Here is a 16,195-nt window from a genome sequence, read left to right as displayed (position 1 = left end):
TTGTTTTTAGTTCCAGTGGCGCGTATAGTAACAGCACAGCTGCAGGTGCCGTATAGCGCGGCGCCTGCAGCTGTGGCTGTTCTACACTCCTCACAGAAAGTTACAGCAAGCGGAATTTTTACACGGCTTACGGGCGGTTGCCGGTGTCTTTGGTTTTCCGGTTGCTTTGCATTACCAAATACACTACTACTGCTGCAACTATGACTAACATTGCTATAAGAGGTACGAACATATCATATGGTTTAGGATGGTTTATACAGGAATTATGCCCGTTAACAATGTGCATGAGGCGGCTGCGGGCGGCGGTTCAGCCGCTTCAATGGCATGTATTTTGGCTCCTGATAGGTATCACTAAAATTTTTTTTATGGAAGACGTACTTACCAAAGGCCACGAAGAGGGGGCTGTAGCCGAAGCTATTGAGAATCAAACAGCCAAGCTGCCATCCGATACGTTTTTATGGGCAGCTATAAGCGCAATGGGTGTGTCGCTGGCATTTCAGCTGCTAAAGAAAAAGCATGTCAGCCTGTTTATAGGCCAGTGGGCTGCACCGTTTTTACTCTTTGGGATATACAACAAAATTGTAAAAACACAAGGTAACGATTGAGGAAGGTGTATTTACACTTTTCATTGGCTTTTGAAAGGCCGGCAGTGGTGACCATAACTGCCGGTCTTTTTTTTTATGCTGCAATGGTTTTATAACATTTACATGTTATAACAAGGAATCATTTTTACTGTATCTTCACCATAACAACATATCCTATGAAATATTTGCTTGTACAAAACTAATCAACAGTAAGTTTTGGGTTTTTCATATCAAATAACGCAGGCCGCTCTTTTTAGGGCGGCTTTACTATTTACATCCCCTCATAAACAATTCCCCGGGAAGTGGACGGCGTTTCATAAATTAGTTGTTAATTTGACACTTAAATGTATGCCGCAGCTTTAACAGCGCAGCAAACGCGGTATATCAGCCATTATACTAAAAATATAAGCTTATATGCATGTAGTTAACTATCCCTTTGCCCGCGGGCGCGCCGGCTATGGCGCCAGGGTAATAACGGTTATTGCGGCGGTGATGCTGGTTGCCGTTACTATGCAGGCCCAGGATATAAAGCAGGCGCCGGGGGGCAAAAAGATAAGCCCCGACCTGTTCGGGCTGTTTTTTGAAGACATTAATTACGCAGCCGACGGAGGGCTTTATGCAGAGATGGTGCAAAACCGCTCCTTTGAATACAGCCCGTCCGACCGGCAGGAATGGCACCCTTTTTCCTGCTGGCAATATATTACCCCGGGCTATTCCTATGGCTCCGTGAATGTGGAAACCAATGCCCCGGTGCATCCCAATAACCCGCACTACGTGGTGCTGAATATTGAGCATGTGGGAGATAGCGTGGCAGGCGGGGTAGGCCTCCGGAACCGGGGATTTTCCGGCATGCCTGTGAAAGCAGGGGAGCAGTATAACTTTTCAGTGTTTGCAAAAAGCGTGAGCCGGGCGCCCCTTACCATAGCAGTAAGCCTGCAGAACAACAAAGGAAAAGTACTGGCGCAGCGCAACATCTCCATAACAAACGGTGAATGGAAGCAGTACACGGCAAGCCTGGTGCCGGCTGAGGATAATGACAGCGCATCGCTGGTAATACTGGCTACCACCAAAGGCAGGCTGGCTTTGGATATGGTGTCGCTGTTCCCGGAGAAAACCTTCAAAAACCGTCCTAATGGGTTGCGCGCCGACCTTGCACAGCTGCTGGCGGATATTCATCCGAAATTCATCCGCTTTCCCGGCGGCTGCCTGTCGCACGGCGACGGGCTTGGAAACATGTACCGCTGGAAAAACACCATCGGCCCCGTTGAGCAGCGTGTAGAGCAGAAGAACCTTTGGGGCTATCATCAAACAGCAGGACTGGGATATTTTGAGTACTTCCGGTTTTGTGAAGATATTGGCGCCAAACCATTGCCGGTATTGCCCGCAGCTGTCAGCTGCCAGAACTCCGGCGGTACCTGGCGCATCGGCGGCACCGGTCAGCAGGCGCTTGATATGGGTCAAATGCCGGACTATGTACAGGAAGTGCTCGATCTTATTGAATGGGCCAACGGGCCGGCAACGTCTGCCTGGGGCGCCAAACGCGCTGCTGCCGGGCATCCCGCACCGTTTAACCTTGAGTATGTTGGCATTGGCAATGAAGATAAGATCACCCCTGAATTTGAACAGCGCTTCAGGATGATCTATGAAGCAGTGAAAGCAAAATATCCCAATATCACGGTAATAGGAACGGTAGGGCCTTTCCCTTCAGGAGAGGATTTTACCAAAGGATGGAGCCTGGCCGCGGCGCTGGATGTGCCGGTAGTGGATGAGCACTACTATAGCCAGCCCGAATGGTTCATCTCCAACCAATACCGCTATGATGCCTACAAACGGAACGCAACAAAGGTGTATGTAGGCGAATATGCCTCCTGGGGCAATAAAGTGAAAAACGCCATGGCGGAAGCAGCTTACATGACTGCCCTTGAACGTAACGGCGATGTGGTGGCCATGGCATCCTATGCGCCCTTGCTGGCTAAAAAGGGCTTTACGCAGTGGAACCCGGATATGATCTATTTCAGCAATACCCGCGCCTGCCCTACGGTGAATTATTATGTACAGCAGCTGTTCTCCACCAACCAGGGCGACACCTATTTTGAAAACGTGCTTGTAAAAGACCCTGCCGACTCTGTGCTGGCCGGTTCCTGCGTGCAGGACAGCAAAACAGGCGACCTTATTTTAAAGGTGGTAAATGCCGGCCCCACGGCTAAAAGCGTGAAAATTAAGCTGGCCCGGTTTAAGAAGATAAAACGGGATGCAACATGCACCATCCTTACAGGAGATGCCGATGCCGCCAACACTTTTGAACAACCCAAGGCTGTTATTCCTGTGCAGTTGGATTTTAAGGCCGAAAAAGAGTTTGCCTATGCCGCATCACCCATGTCCCTTACCGTGATCAGGATTAAAACAAAGTAGCCGGTGTATCAGGAAGCGGTATGTTGCCCGGTGCTATACCGGCTGCATAGCATTTGCAGCCTTTCACCGGCGGCATCCAGCGCCGGTATAAAGCTGCTGTCGGTAATAACAGCGGCTGCGTGCAGCTGCCGGTAGTAGTTGATACCTTCCTGCAGGCGTGCGCAAAAAGCATCATAATACTTGTTTTGCCGGTCGGGCTGCGCTGCTTGGGCAGGTAGCTGCAGCTGCTCTTCCAGGTAATCCAGGTACAGTTGCAGCTCCTTGATCAGCAGGTGCGGCCTGCTGCTGCCTTCAAGTAAGTTCACCCTGCCGTAAATATGATCTGTCATGGTTTGCAGGGAAACGGTCTTATTGAAGTACACAATGTTCGGGCCGGGGCAAACATTTACAGCCGTCATGTTTTTAACAAGTACGAGATTGTGCCGGAGTGCCGCCGCATTGCTAAGCCCCACGCAAAGGCACTCTTTATCCAGCACTTCCTGCAGCTGCAGCTGGTATTGCTCTTCCTGCAGCTCCATTGATTTCAGCTGTGCGATCTTCAGCGTTTGGTATTGCACAGAGGCCGTGCAGATAGGTTGTTCGGTGAACTCTGTATTGAAAGACAGGTGTTTTTCCGTACAGGGGCTGCCGGGTTTGCCTTTTTGTATACGCAGCAGTCTTTCTGCCTGCGCAGTGCTGCCGTTCAGGTAATAGAACCGTATGCCTATCGGCGAGTGCCGGCTTAGCACCAGGTCTTGCTGCTGCGCGCCGGCAAGCAGCTGCAAGGTTGCATCATCTACCGTAGTGGCTTCAGGCACCAGCAGGAAAGGGGTGCCCCAGCCGGTACTGTCCAGCTGATAGTAATTACGCAGCAGCTCATCTTCCGCAGCGGTGCCAATGCCGCCCTGCGCTGAAATGGCCAGCCGGGGCGCATATTTGAATGTTTTAAGCCCTTTGCTTTTTAAAGCCTGGTTATAAAGGGTAAATAAGGCATCCACCAGTTCCGCTTTACGCACCTTGAATTCTTCCAGTATAGGCCCCATTAAATAACCTTCCGAAGGAAAGGCATGCCCGCCGCAGTTAAGTCCTGACTCTATCCTGAATTCACTTACCCATATTCCTTTTTTGGCCAGGTATTTCCCCTGCACCAGCGCCGAACGGAAATCGCTCACCTTTATGGTCACCTTCTTTTTAAAATTACCATCGTCATCCGGCAGGAACTGCGGGCATTTTTCAAGATAGTTGTACAGCCTGGGGTTCATGCCGGCTGAAAAAATAACGGAAGAACCTGTGAGGTCGCTGTTTACAAATCCGCGTAAAGCAGCAACCGCATCGGAGCCGTCTTCAATAAGCGCTCCGTTCCTGTCGAAGTTATTCTTGTCAACCTTGGTCATAATATTCACGTCAATGCTGCCGGCCTGTATGCCTGTGCGCAAACGCGCGGCTAATGTTTCCTTTTCAGCGGTATCTGCGGTAGCTGTCATCTTTTTGTACAGCTGCTTTAACGGATGGTGCGGCGGCAGCATTTCAAAGTACTGCACCAGTGCCGTGCCGGGCCTGAATTCCATACGTTTCAGCTGCTGCAGCTGCTCGTTTACCATCCGGTTCACCAGGTTAAGATAGTCCGTGATCCTTTTGGCCCTGTAGTCTGTTTCATGGGTATCGATAGGATGGAATGCTTCGTTCCGGGAAGTGTAATAATGCCTGCGCATCATTTCAATCAGCCGGTCCTCTATAATGGAAATAACGGAAGAGATACCAAACCGGGCTACTTTAACCGGCGTATCTATAGTGTAGGAAAGACCCATAACGGGTATATGAAATGTATGCATGTTATTTTTTATTAGCGTTAAGGCGGGGCAATATTAGACTAAATTAAGGATATTTTTGTCCTTAATTTTACTATCTTTAACAGCCGGGTGTAAATAAAGGGATGCATGGCGCGTTGGCCAGGGCTGTAACAGCCTTATTTACCGGTGATTGGGCAGCTTCTCTTTTATTTTTATCTTGCAGCATTTTCAATCATCATTATGCTTTCCAAAACCGCTGAATATGCCCTCAGGGCTACCATATATATTGCCCAGAAAGCCACAGAAGAAAACAAGCTGGGACTGGAGCAGGTGGCAGAAGGGATTGACTCCCCCAAATCATTCACTGCCAAAATACTGCAAATGCTTACGCAGAACGACCGTGTGGTAAGCTCTGCCCGCGGCCCCAGGGGCGGGTTTTACCTCACAGGTAAAGCCCGTAAATTACCGGTGCGGGCTATCCTGGAAGCAGTAGAGGAAGAGAACGTAATCACAAAATGCGTGTTAGGACTTAAAGAATGCTCCGAAGTAAGGCCCTGCCCCATGCACATGCAATACAAAGCCATTAAAAAGCAGCTCAGGCAAATGTTCGAAAACACCTCTATCCAGCAGCTGGTAGAGGAGTCTAACAAAGGCGCTTTTTTCATCAGCAACGCAAAAACCAGGAAAAAGAAAGGTTGATTGTTGCCGTTATCATTATCATTATCGTGTAACCCTGGCTCATCCTCCTTTACACCTGCTGCCGGCAGCGCATTCCGGTAATTATTCCAGCCCTCACATCAACAACCTGATTAAAATCATATGGCAGTATCATAATTAAGGATAAATTTGTCCTTAATTATTTATCCCTAACCTGAACACATTGTTCTGTATAATATCACCGCAATGAATGGAGTTATTATTTACAGGTCCAAATACGGCGCTACGCGCCAGTATGCTGAATGGCTCAGCGCCGATCTGAAAATACCCGCAATACCGCAGCAGCAGGCAACGCCGCAGCTGATAGCAAATGCCCGGTTCCTGGTGCTGGGAAGCAGCATATACATGGGCAAGCTGCTTATGCGCAGGTGGCTTAAGGAAAACACAGCCGCATTAACAGGAAAGCCAATATTCCTTTTCCTGGTAACCGCTACCAAAAGTGATAAGCTGGAGAAGCTGCAGGGCTATGTGCAGCAAAACATGCCGCCTGCCATCCGCAGCAATTGCAGGTGTTACTTTTTCCCCGGGAAAATAATTTACCGGCAGCTGTCGCTGGCAGACAGGCTTAAAGTAAAAACAGGCAGCCTGCTGGCCAGGTTAAGCCGCAAGCAGCTGGATATTTCCGATTTCAACAACGTGAACAGGGCGCATACCAGCGGCCTGGTAAGGGACATCTCTACGCTGAAAATATGGGTAATAGAATAAGCAATAAGGGGCGGGAATGCTTTTAATCATTAGTGATCATAGCCTGATCTTAATCAGTACCTGCCATGACAGACAACAGGGGATAATTAGCACGGTAAAGATACTTTCGTTGTGTAATAATCGCCGGTGCCGTAACAAATCGATCTTGCGGCAGGAGAAGCAAACAATCTCCTGTCCTCACCATACTATACCATAAATCAAATAAGCCACATTTATGAAGCAGTCACATTTTTTAGCAGCAATTATTATAGGCAGCCTGTTTATTTATAGCTGCGGGTCGGCCCCGCAACCCGCTGCCGGCGGGTCTGAGCAGGCTACCGATACCAGTATGATAACTGGCGGGGGAGAGGAGGCCGGCCAGCCTGCCGCCGCCGATGACCTGAAGGGAACAGGCAAGTTTACGGAAGTAAAGCTAACGCACCCGTTGGATAAGGCAATGATAACCGCCGGCAAAACCACTTACGATGTAAAGTGCGCGGCCTGTCATAAGCTAACGGGCGAAAAGCTGGTAGGCCCCGGCTGGAAAGGCGTTACCGACAGGAGAAAGCCGGAATGGATTATGAATTTTGTAACGAATACGGATGAAATGCTGGATAAGGATGCTGCTGCACGCGCAATGATGGAAGAGTGTATGGTGCGTATGCCCAACCAGCACCTGAGTGATGATGAAGCCAGGCAGGTACTGGAATTTATGCGGTCTAACGATGGTAAAAACTGATCTCTCACGTCTATCATCTCAATTATGAAAAATACACTCTTATTATTTGGCGCTGCCGCTGTACTGGTTTTCACAGAAAGCTGCAGAATGAAAAGCACTGCCACTGCCGTGCAGGGGGATGCTGCTTCAAAAACATACGTAGCTCCCGGCAAGTATGACGAATACTACAACTTTGTATCAGGCGGCTTTAACGGCCAGGTGTCTGTATACGGGTTGCCTTCCGGCAGGCTGCTGAAAGTTATTCCTGTATTCTCCGTATTCCCTGAAAACGGTTACGGCTACAGTGAGGAAACAAAGGCTATGCTGAATACCACCCAGGGCGAAATACCCTGGGACGATCAGCACCACCTGGAGCTGTCGCAAACAAACGGTGAGCAGGATGGGCGCTGGCTTTTCGCAAACGCTAATAACACGCCGCGCGTAGCCAGGATTGATCTTACCACCTTTAAAACCGTGGAGATATTGCAGCTGCCCAACAGCGGCGGTAACCACTCTTCTCCCTTCATTACCGAAAATACGGAGTACGTGGTGGCAGGCACCCGGTTTTCCGTTCCGTTAGGCGCGGAAGATGCGCCCATCAGCTCATTCAAGGAAAATTTCAGGAGCACGGCGTCGTTCATCAGCGTTGATAAAACCTCCGGCAACATGAAGCTTGCCTTCCAGATCATACTGCCGGGTATGAACCTGGACCTGAGCCATGCAGGTAAAGGCGTTTCGCACGACTGGTTCTTTTTCTCCAGCTATAATACCGAGCAGGCCTATACGCTGCTGGAGGTAAACGCGTCGCAGAAAGATAAAGACTACATTATTGCCGTAAACTGGAAAAAAGCAGAGGAATATGCCAAAGCAGGCAAAGGAAAAAAAGTAGCTGCCGACTATGCGCACAACACCTTTGACGAGCATAAGCAGGCCGCTGCTTCTGTTATAGAAAAAGAAGTATTGCTGCTGGACCCGAAAGATTGCCCGGATATGGTGTATATGATCCCCTGTCCGAAATCGCCCCACGGCTGCGACCTTGATCCAACAGGAGAATATATTGTTGGCAGCGGGAAGCTGGCCGCCCTTATACCGGTATTTTCCTTCTCTAAAATGACCAGCGCCATTCAGCAAAAACAGTATGAAGGGAATTTCTATGGTATTCCCATCCTGAAGTACGAGGCAGTGCTGCACGGCGAAGTAAAGAAGCCGGGCCTGGGCCCCTTGCATACGGAGTTTGATGGTAAAGGCAACGCCTATACCTCCATGTTCCTTTCATCCGAAGTAGTGAAATGGCGGTTGAAAGACCTGCAGGTGGTGGACAGGGTGCCTACCTATTACTCCGTAGGGCACCTCATGATCCCGGGTGGAGATACCAGGAAACCCTGGGGCAAATACCTGGTAGCTTACAATAAAATAACCAAAGACCGTTTTCTGCCCACCGGCCCTGAGCTGGCGCAATCAGCGCAGCTCTATGATATATCAGGCGATAAAATGCAGCTGGTGCTGGATTATCCTACTCTCGGGGAACCGCACTATGGCCAGGCATGCCCGGCAAGCCTGATAAAAGAAAAGCAGGTGAAGTACTACGACATTAACAAGAATGGCAATGAGTTTGTAACAATGGGCGAAAAAAAGGCCGGCGTAGTGCGTAAAGGCAACCGGGTAGATGTGTATATGACGGCCATCAGGTCGCACCTGGTGCCTGATAATATAGAAGGCGTGTTCGTAGGCGATGAAGTTTATTTTCACGTAACTAATCTTGAGCAGGACTGGGATATTCCGCACGGCTTTGCCGTTAAGAACAATCCGAATGCCGAGCTGCTGATAATGCCTGGGGAAACCGTTACCCTGAAATTCACACCGGAAAAACAGGGCATTTATCCTTTCTATTGTACAGACTTCTGCTCTGCCCTGCACCAGGAAATGTCGGGCTACCTGCGGGTATCGCCCAAAGGCAGCAATGTGCCGGTGAAATTTGGCACCGGTGAAACCATAACAGGCGGAAGCGTTGCCCAAAAGTAACCTGATCATGAAAAAATTAACTAAAGCAGGGCGTATAAGCGTACCGGTTGTTATCCTGTTGCTGGCTGTTTTATGGCTGTTCCCCATGTGGCGGATAGACCTGAGAGCGCCGCAATACCCGGGAGGGCTGTCTATGCAGATATGGCTGAACGACATAAAAGGCGATGTGCCTGTAATTAACGGGTTGAACCATTATATAGGCATGAAGCACATTGTTAAGGAAGACTTTTCGGAGTTCGTTATCCTGCCTGCCGCTATGCTGGTATTAATGGGCGCGGGCCTGCTGGTGCTGCTGTTGCGGAAAAAGCTGCCGTATTATATCTGGACAGCTGCATTTATTTTGCTGGCAGCCTATTCCTTTATTGATTTTTACAGGTGGGAGTATAACTATGGCCATAACCTGGATCCCGCAGCCCCCATACAGGTGCCCGGCATGTCGTACCAGCCGCCCCTGTTTGGTTATAAGCGCCTGCTGAATTTTGAGGTGCTGTCGCAGCCGGATGTTGGCGGATGGTGCTACATAGCAGCCGGTATACTGATGGTATCAATAGCAATTTATGAATGGAAAAAACAGTAGCATGCAACGATCAATGCTTATATGCCTTATTGCGGCGGGCATGGGCCTTGCCGCCTGCAAACAGGAATTTCAGCCGGTTAAATACGGTTATGACGCCTGTACGTACTGCAAAATGACTGTTATGGACAAACGTTTTGCAGCAGAGATAGTGACCAAAAAGGGCAGGACTTACGTGTTTGATGATATGGCGTGCCTGCTGAGCTATATGAAGGCAGGAGAAAATGGCCGGGATATAGCCGCCATATTTGTAAGCAATTATAACAACCCTGAAGGCAAGTTCCTGGATGCATACCAGGCCGTGTACTTCCGGGGCGAAGCGTTCAAATCGCCCATGAACGGGAACTATGCAGCCTTTGCACACGGCAGCGCTGCAGCACCGGCCGGCGGCGGCTTGCAGGAAGGGCCGCTGAATTGGAACGACCTGCAATCAACAAAGCATTAGGTATGAAAAACGTCCCGGTATTTTTGCTGCTGTCAGCAGCCCTGCTGCTGGAAACACAGGCAGGCGTTGCAGCGGCTCTAAAAGTATATCCCACGGCCAACAGCATCCGCAATGCCATTCAGGCGGCCGGTGCTGGCGATACATTGCTGCTGCAGCCCGGCACTTACCGGGAGCACGACATTGTTATACCTAAGCGGCTGGTGATAACAGGCAGCGGCAGGGCTGTTATAGATGGCGAGCATAAAGGCCAGGTGTTTATCATAACTGCCGATGCTGTAACCATACAGGGGCTGCAGGTGCAAAATACCGGCATATCATCTGTTACAGATATGGCAGGCATAAGAATCGCCAATGCAAAATATGTGGCGGTAAGGAATAATAAGCTGGTGAACAATACCTATGGCATTTACCTGCAAAATGCCGAAGGGTGCACTATTACCGGCAATATTATTCACTCCGGCGTACAGAATGAAGTGAACGGCGGCAATGGCATACACGCATGGAAGTGCGGCCGTTTGTTTATAAAAAACAATGTTGTATCGGGGCAGCGGGACGGTATTTATTTTGAGTTTGTAACAGACTCGCGCATTATAGCCAACCGCTCTCATGATAACGACCGGTATGGCCTGCATTTTATGTTCTCCCACAATAACGAATACTTTGGCAATACATTCATGGATAACGGCGCAGGCGTTGCAGTTATGTTTTCAAAAGGCGTGTATATGCATGATAATGAGTTCCGCCATAACTGGGGAGATGCATCCTACGGGCTGCTGCTTAAAGAGATTGCCGACAGCAGGATAGTGCACAACCGGTTCACAAAAAACACAGTGGGTATTCACATGGAGGGCACCACCCGCGTTGCCGTGCAGCATAACCTGTTCCAGGACAACGGCTGGGCGCTGCGGGTAATGGCCAGCTGCAGCGGCAGCAACTTCGTGGAAAACAACTTTATCGGCAATTCCTTTGATGTGGCTACCAATGGTACGGAAATGCTGAATGTATTCAGCAACAATTATTGGGACAAGTATGATGGATATGACCTGGACAAAAACAATATCGGGGATGTGCCTTACTATCCGGTTAGCGTGTATGCTGTAATAACGGAAAAAATACCTTCGGCCATGATATTGTACCGCAGCTTTTTTACCGGTATCATAGAGCAGGTAGAAAAGGTAATGCCCAGCGTGATCCCCGATAAGCTGAAAGATGATCGCCCGGCCATGAAAAAACTGCAGTTATGATAGAGATAAAGCAGCTTACCAAATCATTCAAAAAGTTCAAAGCGCTGGATGATATCAGCCTGCGGTTTCAAAGCGGGCAAACCATTTCCCTGCTGGGGCCTAATGGCTCCGGCAAAACAACGCTTATAAAATCCATATTGGGACTGGTGATACCGGAAGCAGGCACTATTTGTATAAACGGGGAGCAAATAAAATCGCACTGGGCATACCGCTCGAAAATAGGTTACATGCCGCAAATAGGGCGCTATCCTGAGAATATGACCATTGGCCAGGTGATACAAATGCTGAAAGCTATCCGGAAAGATTGCAGGCATTATGATGAAGAGCTGATTGCAGGCTTTGATATACCTGCCAGCAGCCACAAAATGATGCGCAGCCTTTCCGGCGGCACCCGCCAAAAGGTAAGCGCCTGCCTGGCATTCCTCTTTTCACCGGGCATACTTATCCTGGACGAGCCCACAGCCGGCCTGGATCCTGTGGCCAGTGAGCTGCTGAAAAATAAGATTGCCCGGGAGCGCGCCAACGGAAAGCTGATCCTTATCACCTCTCATGTGCTGAGCGACCTGGAAGATATTACCAGCCATATTGTGTACCTGCAGGAAGGAAAGCTGGTATGCTATAAAACAGTGGAGGAGCTGAAAAGATCTACCGGCCAGGAAAAGCTGAATAAGGTGATAGCCGCCATTATGCAAAAGAATTACCGTAAAGAATGCCTGTCTTATGAGAACGATCATTAAATATGTACTGCTGGACCTTTTAAGGAACAGAACCGTAATTGTGTACACCCTTCTACTGGCGGTGTTAACCGTCAGCGTGTCGGGCATAGGCGATAATACCGCCAAAGGGTTACTGAGCCTGCTGAATGTTACGTTGCTGTTTGTGCCCATTATCAGCATCCTTTTTTCCACCATTTATTTCTTTAATTCGGCGGAATTTACCGAGCTGCTGCTGGCCCAGCCCATAAAACGGGGCACCTTGCTGCTGGCGGAGTATACCGGTATTGCCACGGCTTTGGGCATTGCCTACCTGGCTGGGGTGGGGCTGCCGGTATGTTTGCTGTATGATGGCCTGGCTGCTATTACCCTAATAATAAGCGGGGTATTGCTTACACTGATCTTTTCCGCACTGGCGCTGCTGATTTTTGTATTGTTTAAAGACAAGACCAGGGGCATTGGCGCAGCCATTATAACGGCATTGTTTTTCATGCTGCTGTTTGATGGGTTGCTGCTTTCCTTTATTTATTCGTTCAGCGATTATCCTATTGAGCAGCCTTTGCTGGGGTTAATATCTTTAAACCCTGTTGATCTTGCCAGGATACTGGTGCTGCTGCAGCTGGATGTTGCCGTAATGATGGGGTATTCAGGCGCGCTATTCAAACAGTTCCTGGGATCTGTTACCGGCAGTGTATACACGGTTGTTTGCATGTTGTGCTGGACGGTAATCCCGTTGCTTATAGCCGCCCGGGTTTTTAAAAAGAAGGACCTCTGAGCCCCGGCGCAGGGCGGCAGCCGCAATTACAACAGCGCCGGTGAACAAGCCGATGGCGGCTATCCACAACAACCAGGGATAAACAATACTGCTGAACCAAAGCAGGTACGAAAATCCCTGCCCCATCAGCACCACTTCGTTTGCCACTATTGCCCATGTGAAAATTATAATGCCTGCTTTTGCCGCAGGCTGCTCTGCTGTAAAATATCCCTGCTGCATCAGGCAGCCCAGCAGGTATAATGTAATAAAGCCCAGCATTATCAGGTGCAGGTAGCCTATGATAACAGGCCGGTTGGCAAATACCATATTGCCTGCGGCCGGAATTACGATTATAACCTGCATAGCTGTTTTTAGTACAAATGAGATCAAAGCAAGCGCCCCAAGTTTTTTCGCAAACGGATGCACGTTGCCGAAGGCTGTTTTTGCATGCCATAGCATGGCTATAAACCAGGTTAAAGCAGCCGCCAGGCAGGCGCATCCTGCAATGGCTATTATGCGTATCGCCATGTTGGGGGAATGCCAGAGGTAGGAGAGGCACAGGGTTGGCAACACTGATACGGACAATGCAATGGCAAAACGGTTTAAGTGCTTTCCGGCAAGGCCATTGAAAGCGCTGCTGAAATCATGTACAAATAACGCAAGAATACCCAGCGTAAAAAAACCGTTGTACTGCAGGTGAAGGTAGGTGTAAATAGCGTTGCGGTACAGCACGGGCGCTGCCTTATGGGATGCCATTATATAAGCCAGTGTAAACGGCCCTGCAGATGAAAGCACCAGCGCTGCAAGCGCGGAAAACAGCAGTATCATTACCGGGCGGCTTACCCCCGCGCTCAAAACGTGTTTCACCAGCACCCAGGCGAATGCATAGGAAACCAGTATGGATAGCGTGGAGAAAACGATAGAAACAGCGGCATAGCCTTCAAAGGGAAAGCTCAGCAGCATACCCACCGCGCTTACCAGCATGCCGCCTAAAAGCCATTGGTATACCGGGCGGCTGTTGTAGCCCGCGGGGACTATTTTATAAGTAATCAACGTCAGCAGGCAAAGCGTTACCCACCCGGTAAATGCAAAATGAGAGTGCGCATGCAGCAGGAACCCGAAGTTAATGCCGGGCAGCGGGAATAATATCTTGCTTCTTAACAGTAGCCCCAGTAAAGCCACAATGGCCAGGTTAACCAAAGATATGGTCAGCCACCTTTTTTCTGCTTTTAACATGATTGTTCCTTTTGAAATACACTGCTTTTATCAGCCGGGCTGTTCTGGTATAAACAGCCGTTTCCCGGCGTAAAGGTAACGCATTTTCAATAAATAAAAGACAATTTAGTCTTTTATTTTGATTTGCGCCAATCCGCGCTGCTGCTATATATGACGCTTGTCATACCGGTAAATGATATTGGTCATATTTCGCAAAAAATGACAAAAATAAAAGTATGCGAATACTTTTATTAACTACTTTTACTTCGCAATTGGATATGTAAAAAAACGGGTAAAATGATCGCAGTGTTTGGCAGTGTTTTAATCCTTGCAGTGCAAATGCAACAGCGGCGTTGTGTAACAGGCAGATTTCAAAGAATATTTAATACCAGTTTTTATGAAACGCTATAAAACAAGTTGCTGGCTCATCATCCTGGCAGCAGCTTTATTAACAGCATGTTACTCCATTACCGATAATAAATACGCAGCCGGCAAAGGCGGCAAAATAGTGTACGGCGCCCCTGAGGCGTATGTTACCGAAGAGGCCATACCCGCCGCCACTACCGCCGGCCCCGTGGCTTATGCGCCGGCCATCCCGTCATTAGTGGATGGCGATACGGTAGCCATCCGGGTAGACGTACAACACAAAAAAATTGCAGTGTCAGATGATGTGAGCTTTTGGGCATGGACTTTTGGAGATGCGGTTCCCGGCCCGGTATTAAGAGTGCGCGTAGGACAAACAGTAAAGTTCACCATGGCTAACCGCTCCAGCCTTACCGCGCAGGTATCTCCTCCAATGCCGCACTCTATTGACTTTCATGCGGCCCTGGTGAACCCGCATGACAAATACAGGAGCATTGCCCCCGGCGAAACCCTGCACTTTCAATGGACGGCCAATTATCCCGGTGTGTTTATGTACCACTGCGGCACCCCGGTTATTTTGCAGCATATGATTTCCGGCATGACCGGCATGATCATCGTAGAACCGGCGGATGGTTTCCCGGGCACCGTAAACAGGGAGCTGGCCATTGTGCAGAACGAATTTTACCTCAAACCAATGGGCGATACCGCCTACCAGACAGACGTAGCCAGCGCAAGGGCCAGGCTGCCCATGTTCGTTACGTTTAACGGTAAATACAAACAGTACATGCAGGCGCCCATTGAGGTAAAAGCAGGAGAGCGCGTTCGTTTATACGTGCTGAATGCGGGCGCCAACCTTACATCTGCCTTTCACGTAGTAGGGGTTATTTTTGATAAGGTGTGGATAGATGGTAACCCACGGAATGAGATGCACGGAATGCAAACAGTACTGCTGGGCCCCAGCAGCGGCGCTATCATAGAGTTTACAGTTCCTGAAAAAGGTATTTACGCTTTTGTTGACCACTCTTTTGCCAGTGTGGAACAGGGCGCTATCGGATTACTCGAAGCAAAATAAAAGCATATGAAAAGTTTATTGCTGGCATTAGCCATCGTTATAACAGCAGGCTTTAACATAAAAGCGGCAGCGCCGGGCAAGGTAAAGGTGTACCTGTTTATACAAACCCAATGCCCCTGCATTTACAGCCATAAGGAAACGTTCGGGAAGCTGCTCAAAACCTACCGCAGCCAGGTGGAGTTTACCGCCGTGTTTTCAGATAGTAACGACAGTGATAAAGATATACAGGACCTGATGGGGGATCTTGGCTGGAAAATGCCTTATGTGAAAGATACCCGCCACCGGTTACTGATGCAGCTGCATCCCAGGGTAAGCACCGATGTGGTGCTGCTGGACGCCGCCGGTAAAGTGCTGTACAAAGGCGCTATAGACGACGGGCCCTCTAACATGGGCATGGTGAAACACTTTTACCTGCAGGATGCGCTGGAAGCATGCCTGAAACATTTACCGGTTCCCGTTTCCAGCGCGCCTGGCAGGGGCTGCCTGCTGCAGTACTGAAACAGCAGCCGTTTAATACAACAACAATGAGTAATTGTATGCATAAAGACAAACCGCTGGTGTACTCCTGCTCAGGATGTTCCAGCGCCGCACAAATGGCCAACTTCCTGGCTATTCAGCTCGACAGGCGGGAAGCAGCTGAAATGTCCTGCATAGCAGGTGTGGGAGGCAATGTAAAAAAGCTGGTACGAACAGCAAAATCCGGCAGGCCGGTGATTGCAATAGACGGCTGCCCGCTGGCCTGCACAAAGGCATGCCTGTCAAACCACGCAATAACGCCGGATATACACATTGACCTGTCGGCGCTGGGTGTTTCCAAAAAGCAGCACGAAGATTTTAACCGGCAGCAGGCCCGGGAAATACTGGAGCACCTGCTGCCGCAAATACAAAAATATTTTGAACACATATAAA

16 protein-coding genes are annotated in these 16,195 nt (G+C 49.3%); 14 read left to right on the top strand and 2 right to left on the bottom strand.

Annotated features, from left to right (window positions below):
* Window positions 1-365 precede the first annotated feature (365 nt).
* A complete protein-coding gene (locus VFS25_RS19005; protein ID WP_326463756.1) occupies window positions 366-605 on the top strand; it encodes a hypothetical protein in 240 nt (79 codons plus the stop codon).
* A gap of 393 nt (window positions 606-998) precedes the next feature.
* Window positions 999-2,996, top strand: a complete 1,998-nt coding sequence (locus VFS25_RS19000; RefSeq protein WP_326463755.1) for an alpha-L-arabinofuranosidase C-terminal domain-containing protein — start codon at window positions 999-1,001, stop codon at window positions 2,994-2,996.
* Between the two features lie 8 nt (window positions 2,997-3,004).
* On the opposite strand, the gene VFS25_RS18995 is transcribed toward VFS25_RS19000, so the two are convergent.
* Entirely contained in the window at window positions 3,005-4,807 is a 1,803-nt protein-coding gene (locus VFS25_RS18995; protein WP_326463754.1) for a hypothetical protein, read from the bottom strand.
* Between the two features lie 198 nt (window positions 4,808-5,005).
* Here VFS25_RS18995 and VFS25_RS18990 point away from each other — a divergent pair, with 198 nt between their 5' ends.
* From VFS25_RS18990 to VFS25_RS18950, 9 genes are all read left to right on the top strand, one after another.
* Window positions 5,006-5,464 carry an Rrf2 family transcriptional regulator gene (locus VFS25_RS18990; protein ID WP_326463753.1) on the top strand — a complete coding sequence of 153 codons (459 nt, stop codon included), beginning with the start codon at window positions 5,006-5,008 and terminating at the stop codon, window positions 5,462-5,464.
* Between the two features lie 204 nt (window positions 5,465-5,668).
* The gene (locus VFS25_RS18985; protein ID WP_326463752.1) at window positions 5,669-6,187 is read left to right on the top strand and encodes a flavodoxin domain-containing protein; all 519 of its coding nucleotides are present in this window, start codon (window positions 5,669-5,671) and stop codon (window positions 6,185-6,187) included.
* 214 nt (window positions 6,188-6,401) lie between these two features.
* Complete coding sequence (locus tag VFS25_RS18980) at window positions 6,402-6,905, top strand: cytochrome c (protein WP_326463751.1); 504 nt, start codon at window positions 6,402-6,404, stop codon at window positions 6,903-6,905.
* Between the two features lie 24 nt (window positions 6,906-6,929).
* Complete coding sequence (gene nosZ / locus VFS25_RS18975) at window positions 6,930-8,906, top strand: Sec-dependent nitrous-oxide reductase (RefSeq protein ID WP_326463750.1); 1,977 nt, start codon at window positions 6,930-6,932, stop codon at window positions 8,904-8,906.
* Between the two features lie 7 nt (window positions 8,907-8,913).
* A complete protein-coding gene (locus VFS25_RS18970; protein WP_326463749.1) occupies window positions 8,914-9,483 on the top strand; it encodes a hypothetical protein in 570 nt (189 codons plus the stop codon).
* Window position 9,484: 1 nt separating this feature from the next.
* Entirely contained in the window at window positions 9,485-9,925 is a 441-nt protein-coding gene (locus VFS25_RS18965; RefSeq protein ID WP_326463748.1) for a nitrous oxide reductase accessory protein NosL, read from the top strand.
* Window positions 9,926-9,927: 2 nt separating this feature from the next.
* A complete protein-coding gene (nosD, locus tag VFS25_RS18960) occupies window positions 9,928-11,169 on the top strand; it encodes a nitrous oxide reductase family maturation protein NosD (RefSeq protein WP_326463747.1) in 1,242 nt (413 codons plus the stop codon).
* Window positions 11,166-11,906: an ABC transporter ATP-binding protein gene (locus VFS25_RS18955; RefSeq protein ID WP_326463746.1), complete on the top strand. Its 741-nt coding sequence runs from the start codon at window positions 11,166-11,168 to the stop codon at window positions 11,904-11,906. Before nosD ends, VFS25_RS18955 begins: the two co-directional genes overlap by 4 nt.
* A complete protein-coding gene (locus VFS25_RS18950; RefSeq protein ID WP_326463745.1) occupies window positions 11,890-12,657 on the top strand; it encodes an ABC transporter permease subunit in 768 nt (255 codons plus the stop codon). The genes VFS25_RS18955 and VFS25_RS18950 overlap by 17 nt, the downstream gene beginning before the upstream one ends.
* On the opposite strand, the gene VFS25_RS18945 is transcribed toward VFS25_RS18950, so the two are convergent.
* Window positions 12,538-13,872 (bottom strand): hypothetical protein, encoded by a 1,335-nt coding sequence (locus tag VFS25_RS18945; RefSeq protein WP_326463744.1) that lies wholly within the window; start codon window positions 13,870-13,872, stop codon window positions 12,538-12,540. The genes VFS25_RS18950 and VFS25_RS18945 overlap by 120 nt on opposite strands.
* 376 nt (window positions 13,873-14,248) lie before the next feature.
* On the opposite strand from VFS25_RS18945, the gene VFS25_RS18940 reads away from it, so the two are divergent.
* Genes VFS25_RS18940 through VFS25_RS18930 form a run of 3 tightly spaced genes read left to right on the top strand, consistent with a single transcriptional unit; the run spans window position 14,249 to window position 16,194 of the window.
* Complete coding sequence (locus VFS25_RS18940) at window positions 14,249-15,286, top strand: multicopper oxidase domain-containing protein (RefSeq protein WP_326463743.1); 1,038 nt, start codon at window positions 14,249-14,251, stop codon at window positions 15,284-15,286.
* Between the two features lie 6 nt (window positions 15,287-15,292).
* Window positions 15,293-15,784 (top strand): hypothetical protein, encoded by a 492-nt coding sequence (locus VFS25_RS18935; RefSeq protein WP_326463742.1) that lies wholly within the window; start codon window positions 15,293-15,295, stop codon window positions 15,782-15,784.
* Window positions 15,785-15,810: 26 nt separating this feature from the next.
* Window positions 15,811-16,194, top strand: coding sequence for a putative zinc-binding protein (locus VFS25_RS18930; protein ID WP_326463741.1), 384 nt, complete (start codon window positions 15,811-15,813; stop codon window positions 16,192-16,194).
* Window position 16,195: the final 1 nt, after the last annotated feature.

It is taken from the genome of Chitinophaga sp. (assembly GCF_035761305.1).
Classification (GTDB): domain Bacteria; phylum Bacteroidota; class Bacteroidia; order Chitinophagales; family Chitinophagaceae; genus Chitinophaga.
This window is presented reverse-complemented; position numbering and strand designations above follow the sequence as displayed.

Bases quoted from the DNA above. Each gene is read 5' to 3' on its own strand.
- VFS25_RS18935 (WP_326463742.1), top strand. From the start codon at position 15,293: ATGAAAAGTTTATTGCTGGCATTAGCCATCGTTATAACAGCAGGCTTT.
- VFS25_RS18995 (WP_326463754.1), bottom strand. From the start codon at position 4,807: ATGCATACATTTCATATACCCGTTATGGGTCTTTCCTACACTATAGAT.
- VFS25_RS18985 (WP_326463752.1), top strand. From the start codon at position 5,669: ATGAATGGAGTTATTATTTACAGGTCCAAATACGGCGCTACGCGCCAG.
- VFS25_RS18990 (WP_326463753.1), top strand. From the start codon at position 5,006: ATGCTTTCCAAAACCGCTGAATATGCCCTCAGGGCTACCATATATATT.
- VFS25_RS18940 (WP_326463743.1), top strand. From the start codon at position 14,249: ATGAAACGCTATAAAACAAGTTGCTGGCTCATCATCCTGGCAGCAGCT.
- VFS25_RS18930 (WP_326463741.1), top strand. From the start codon at position 15,811: ATGAGTAATTGTATGCATAAAGACAAACCGCTGGTGTACTCCTGCTCA.
- VFS25_RS18945 (WP_326463744.1), bottom strand. From the start codon at position 13,872: ATGTTAAAAGCAGAAAAAAGGTGGCTGACCATATCTTTGGTTAACCTG.
- VFS25_RS18950 (WP_326463745.1), top strand. From the start codon at position 11,890: ATGAGAACGATCATTAAATATGTACTGCTGGACCTTTTAAGGAACAGA.
- VFS25_RS19000 (WP_326463755.1), top strand. From the start codon at position 999: ATGCATGTAGTTAACTATCCCTTTGCCCGCGGGCGCGCCGGCTATGGC.
- nosZ (WP_326463750.1), top strand. From the start codon at position 6,930: ATGAAAAATACACTCTTATTATTTGGCGCTGCCGCTGTACTGGTTTTC.
- VFS25_RS19005 (WP_326463756.1), top strand. From the start codon at position 366: ATGGAAGACGTACTTACCAAAGGCCACGAAGAGGGGGCTGTAGCCGAA.
- VFS25_RS18980 (WP_326463751.1), top strand. From the start codon at position 6,402: ATGAAGCAGTCACATTTTTTAGCAGCAATTATTATAGGCAGCCTGTTT.
- VFS25_RS18965 (WP_326463748.1), top strand. From the start codon at position 9,485: ATGCAACGATCAATGCTTATATGCCTTATTGCGGCGGGCATGGGCCTT.
- VFS25_RS18970 (WP_326463749.1), top strand. From the start codon at position 8,914: ATGAAAAAATTAACTAAAGCAGGGCGTATAAGCGTACCGGTTGTTATC.
- VFS25_RS18955 (WP_326463746.1), top strand. From the start codon at position 11,166: ATGATAGAGATAAAGCAGCTTACCAAATCATTCAAAAAGTTCAAAGCG.
- nosD (WP_326463747.1), top strand. From the start codon at position 9,928: ATGAAAAACGTCCCGGTATTTTTGCTGCTGTCAGCAGCCCTGCTGCTG.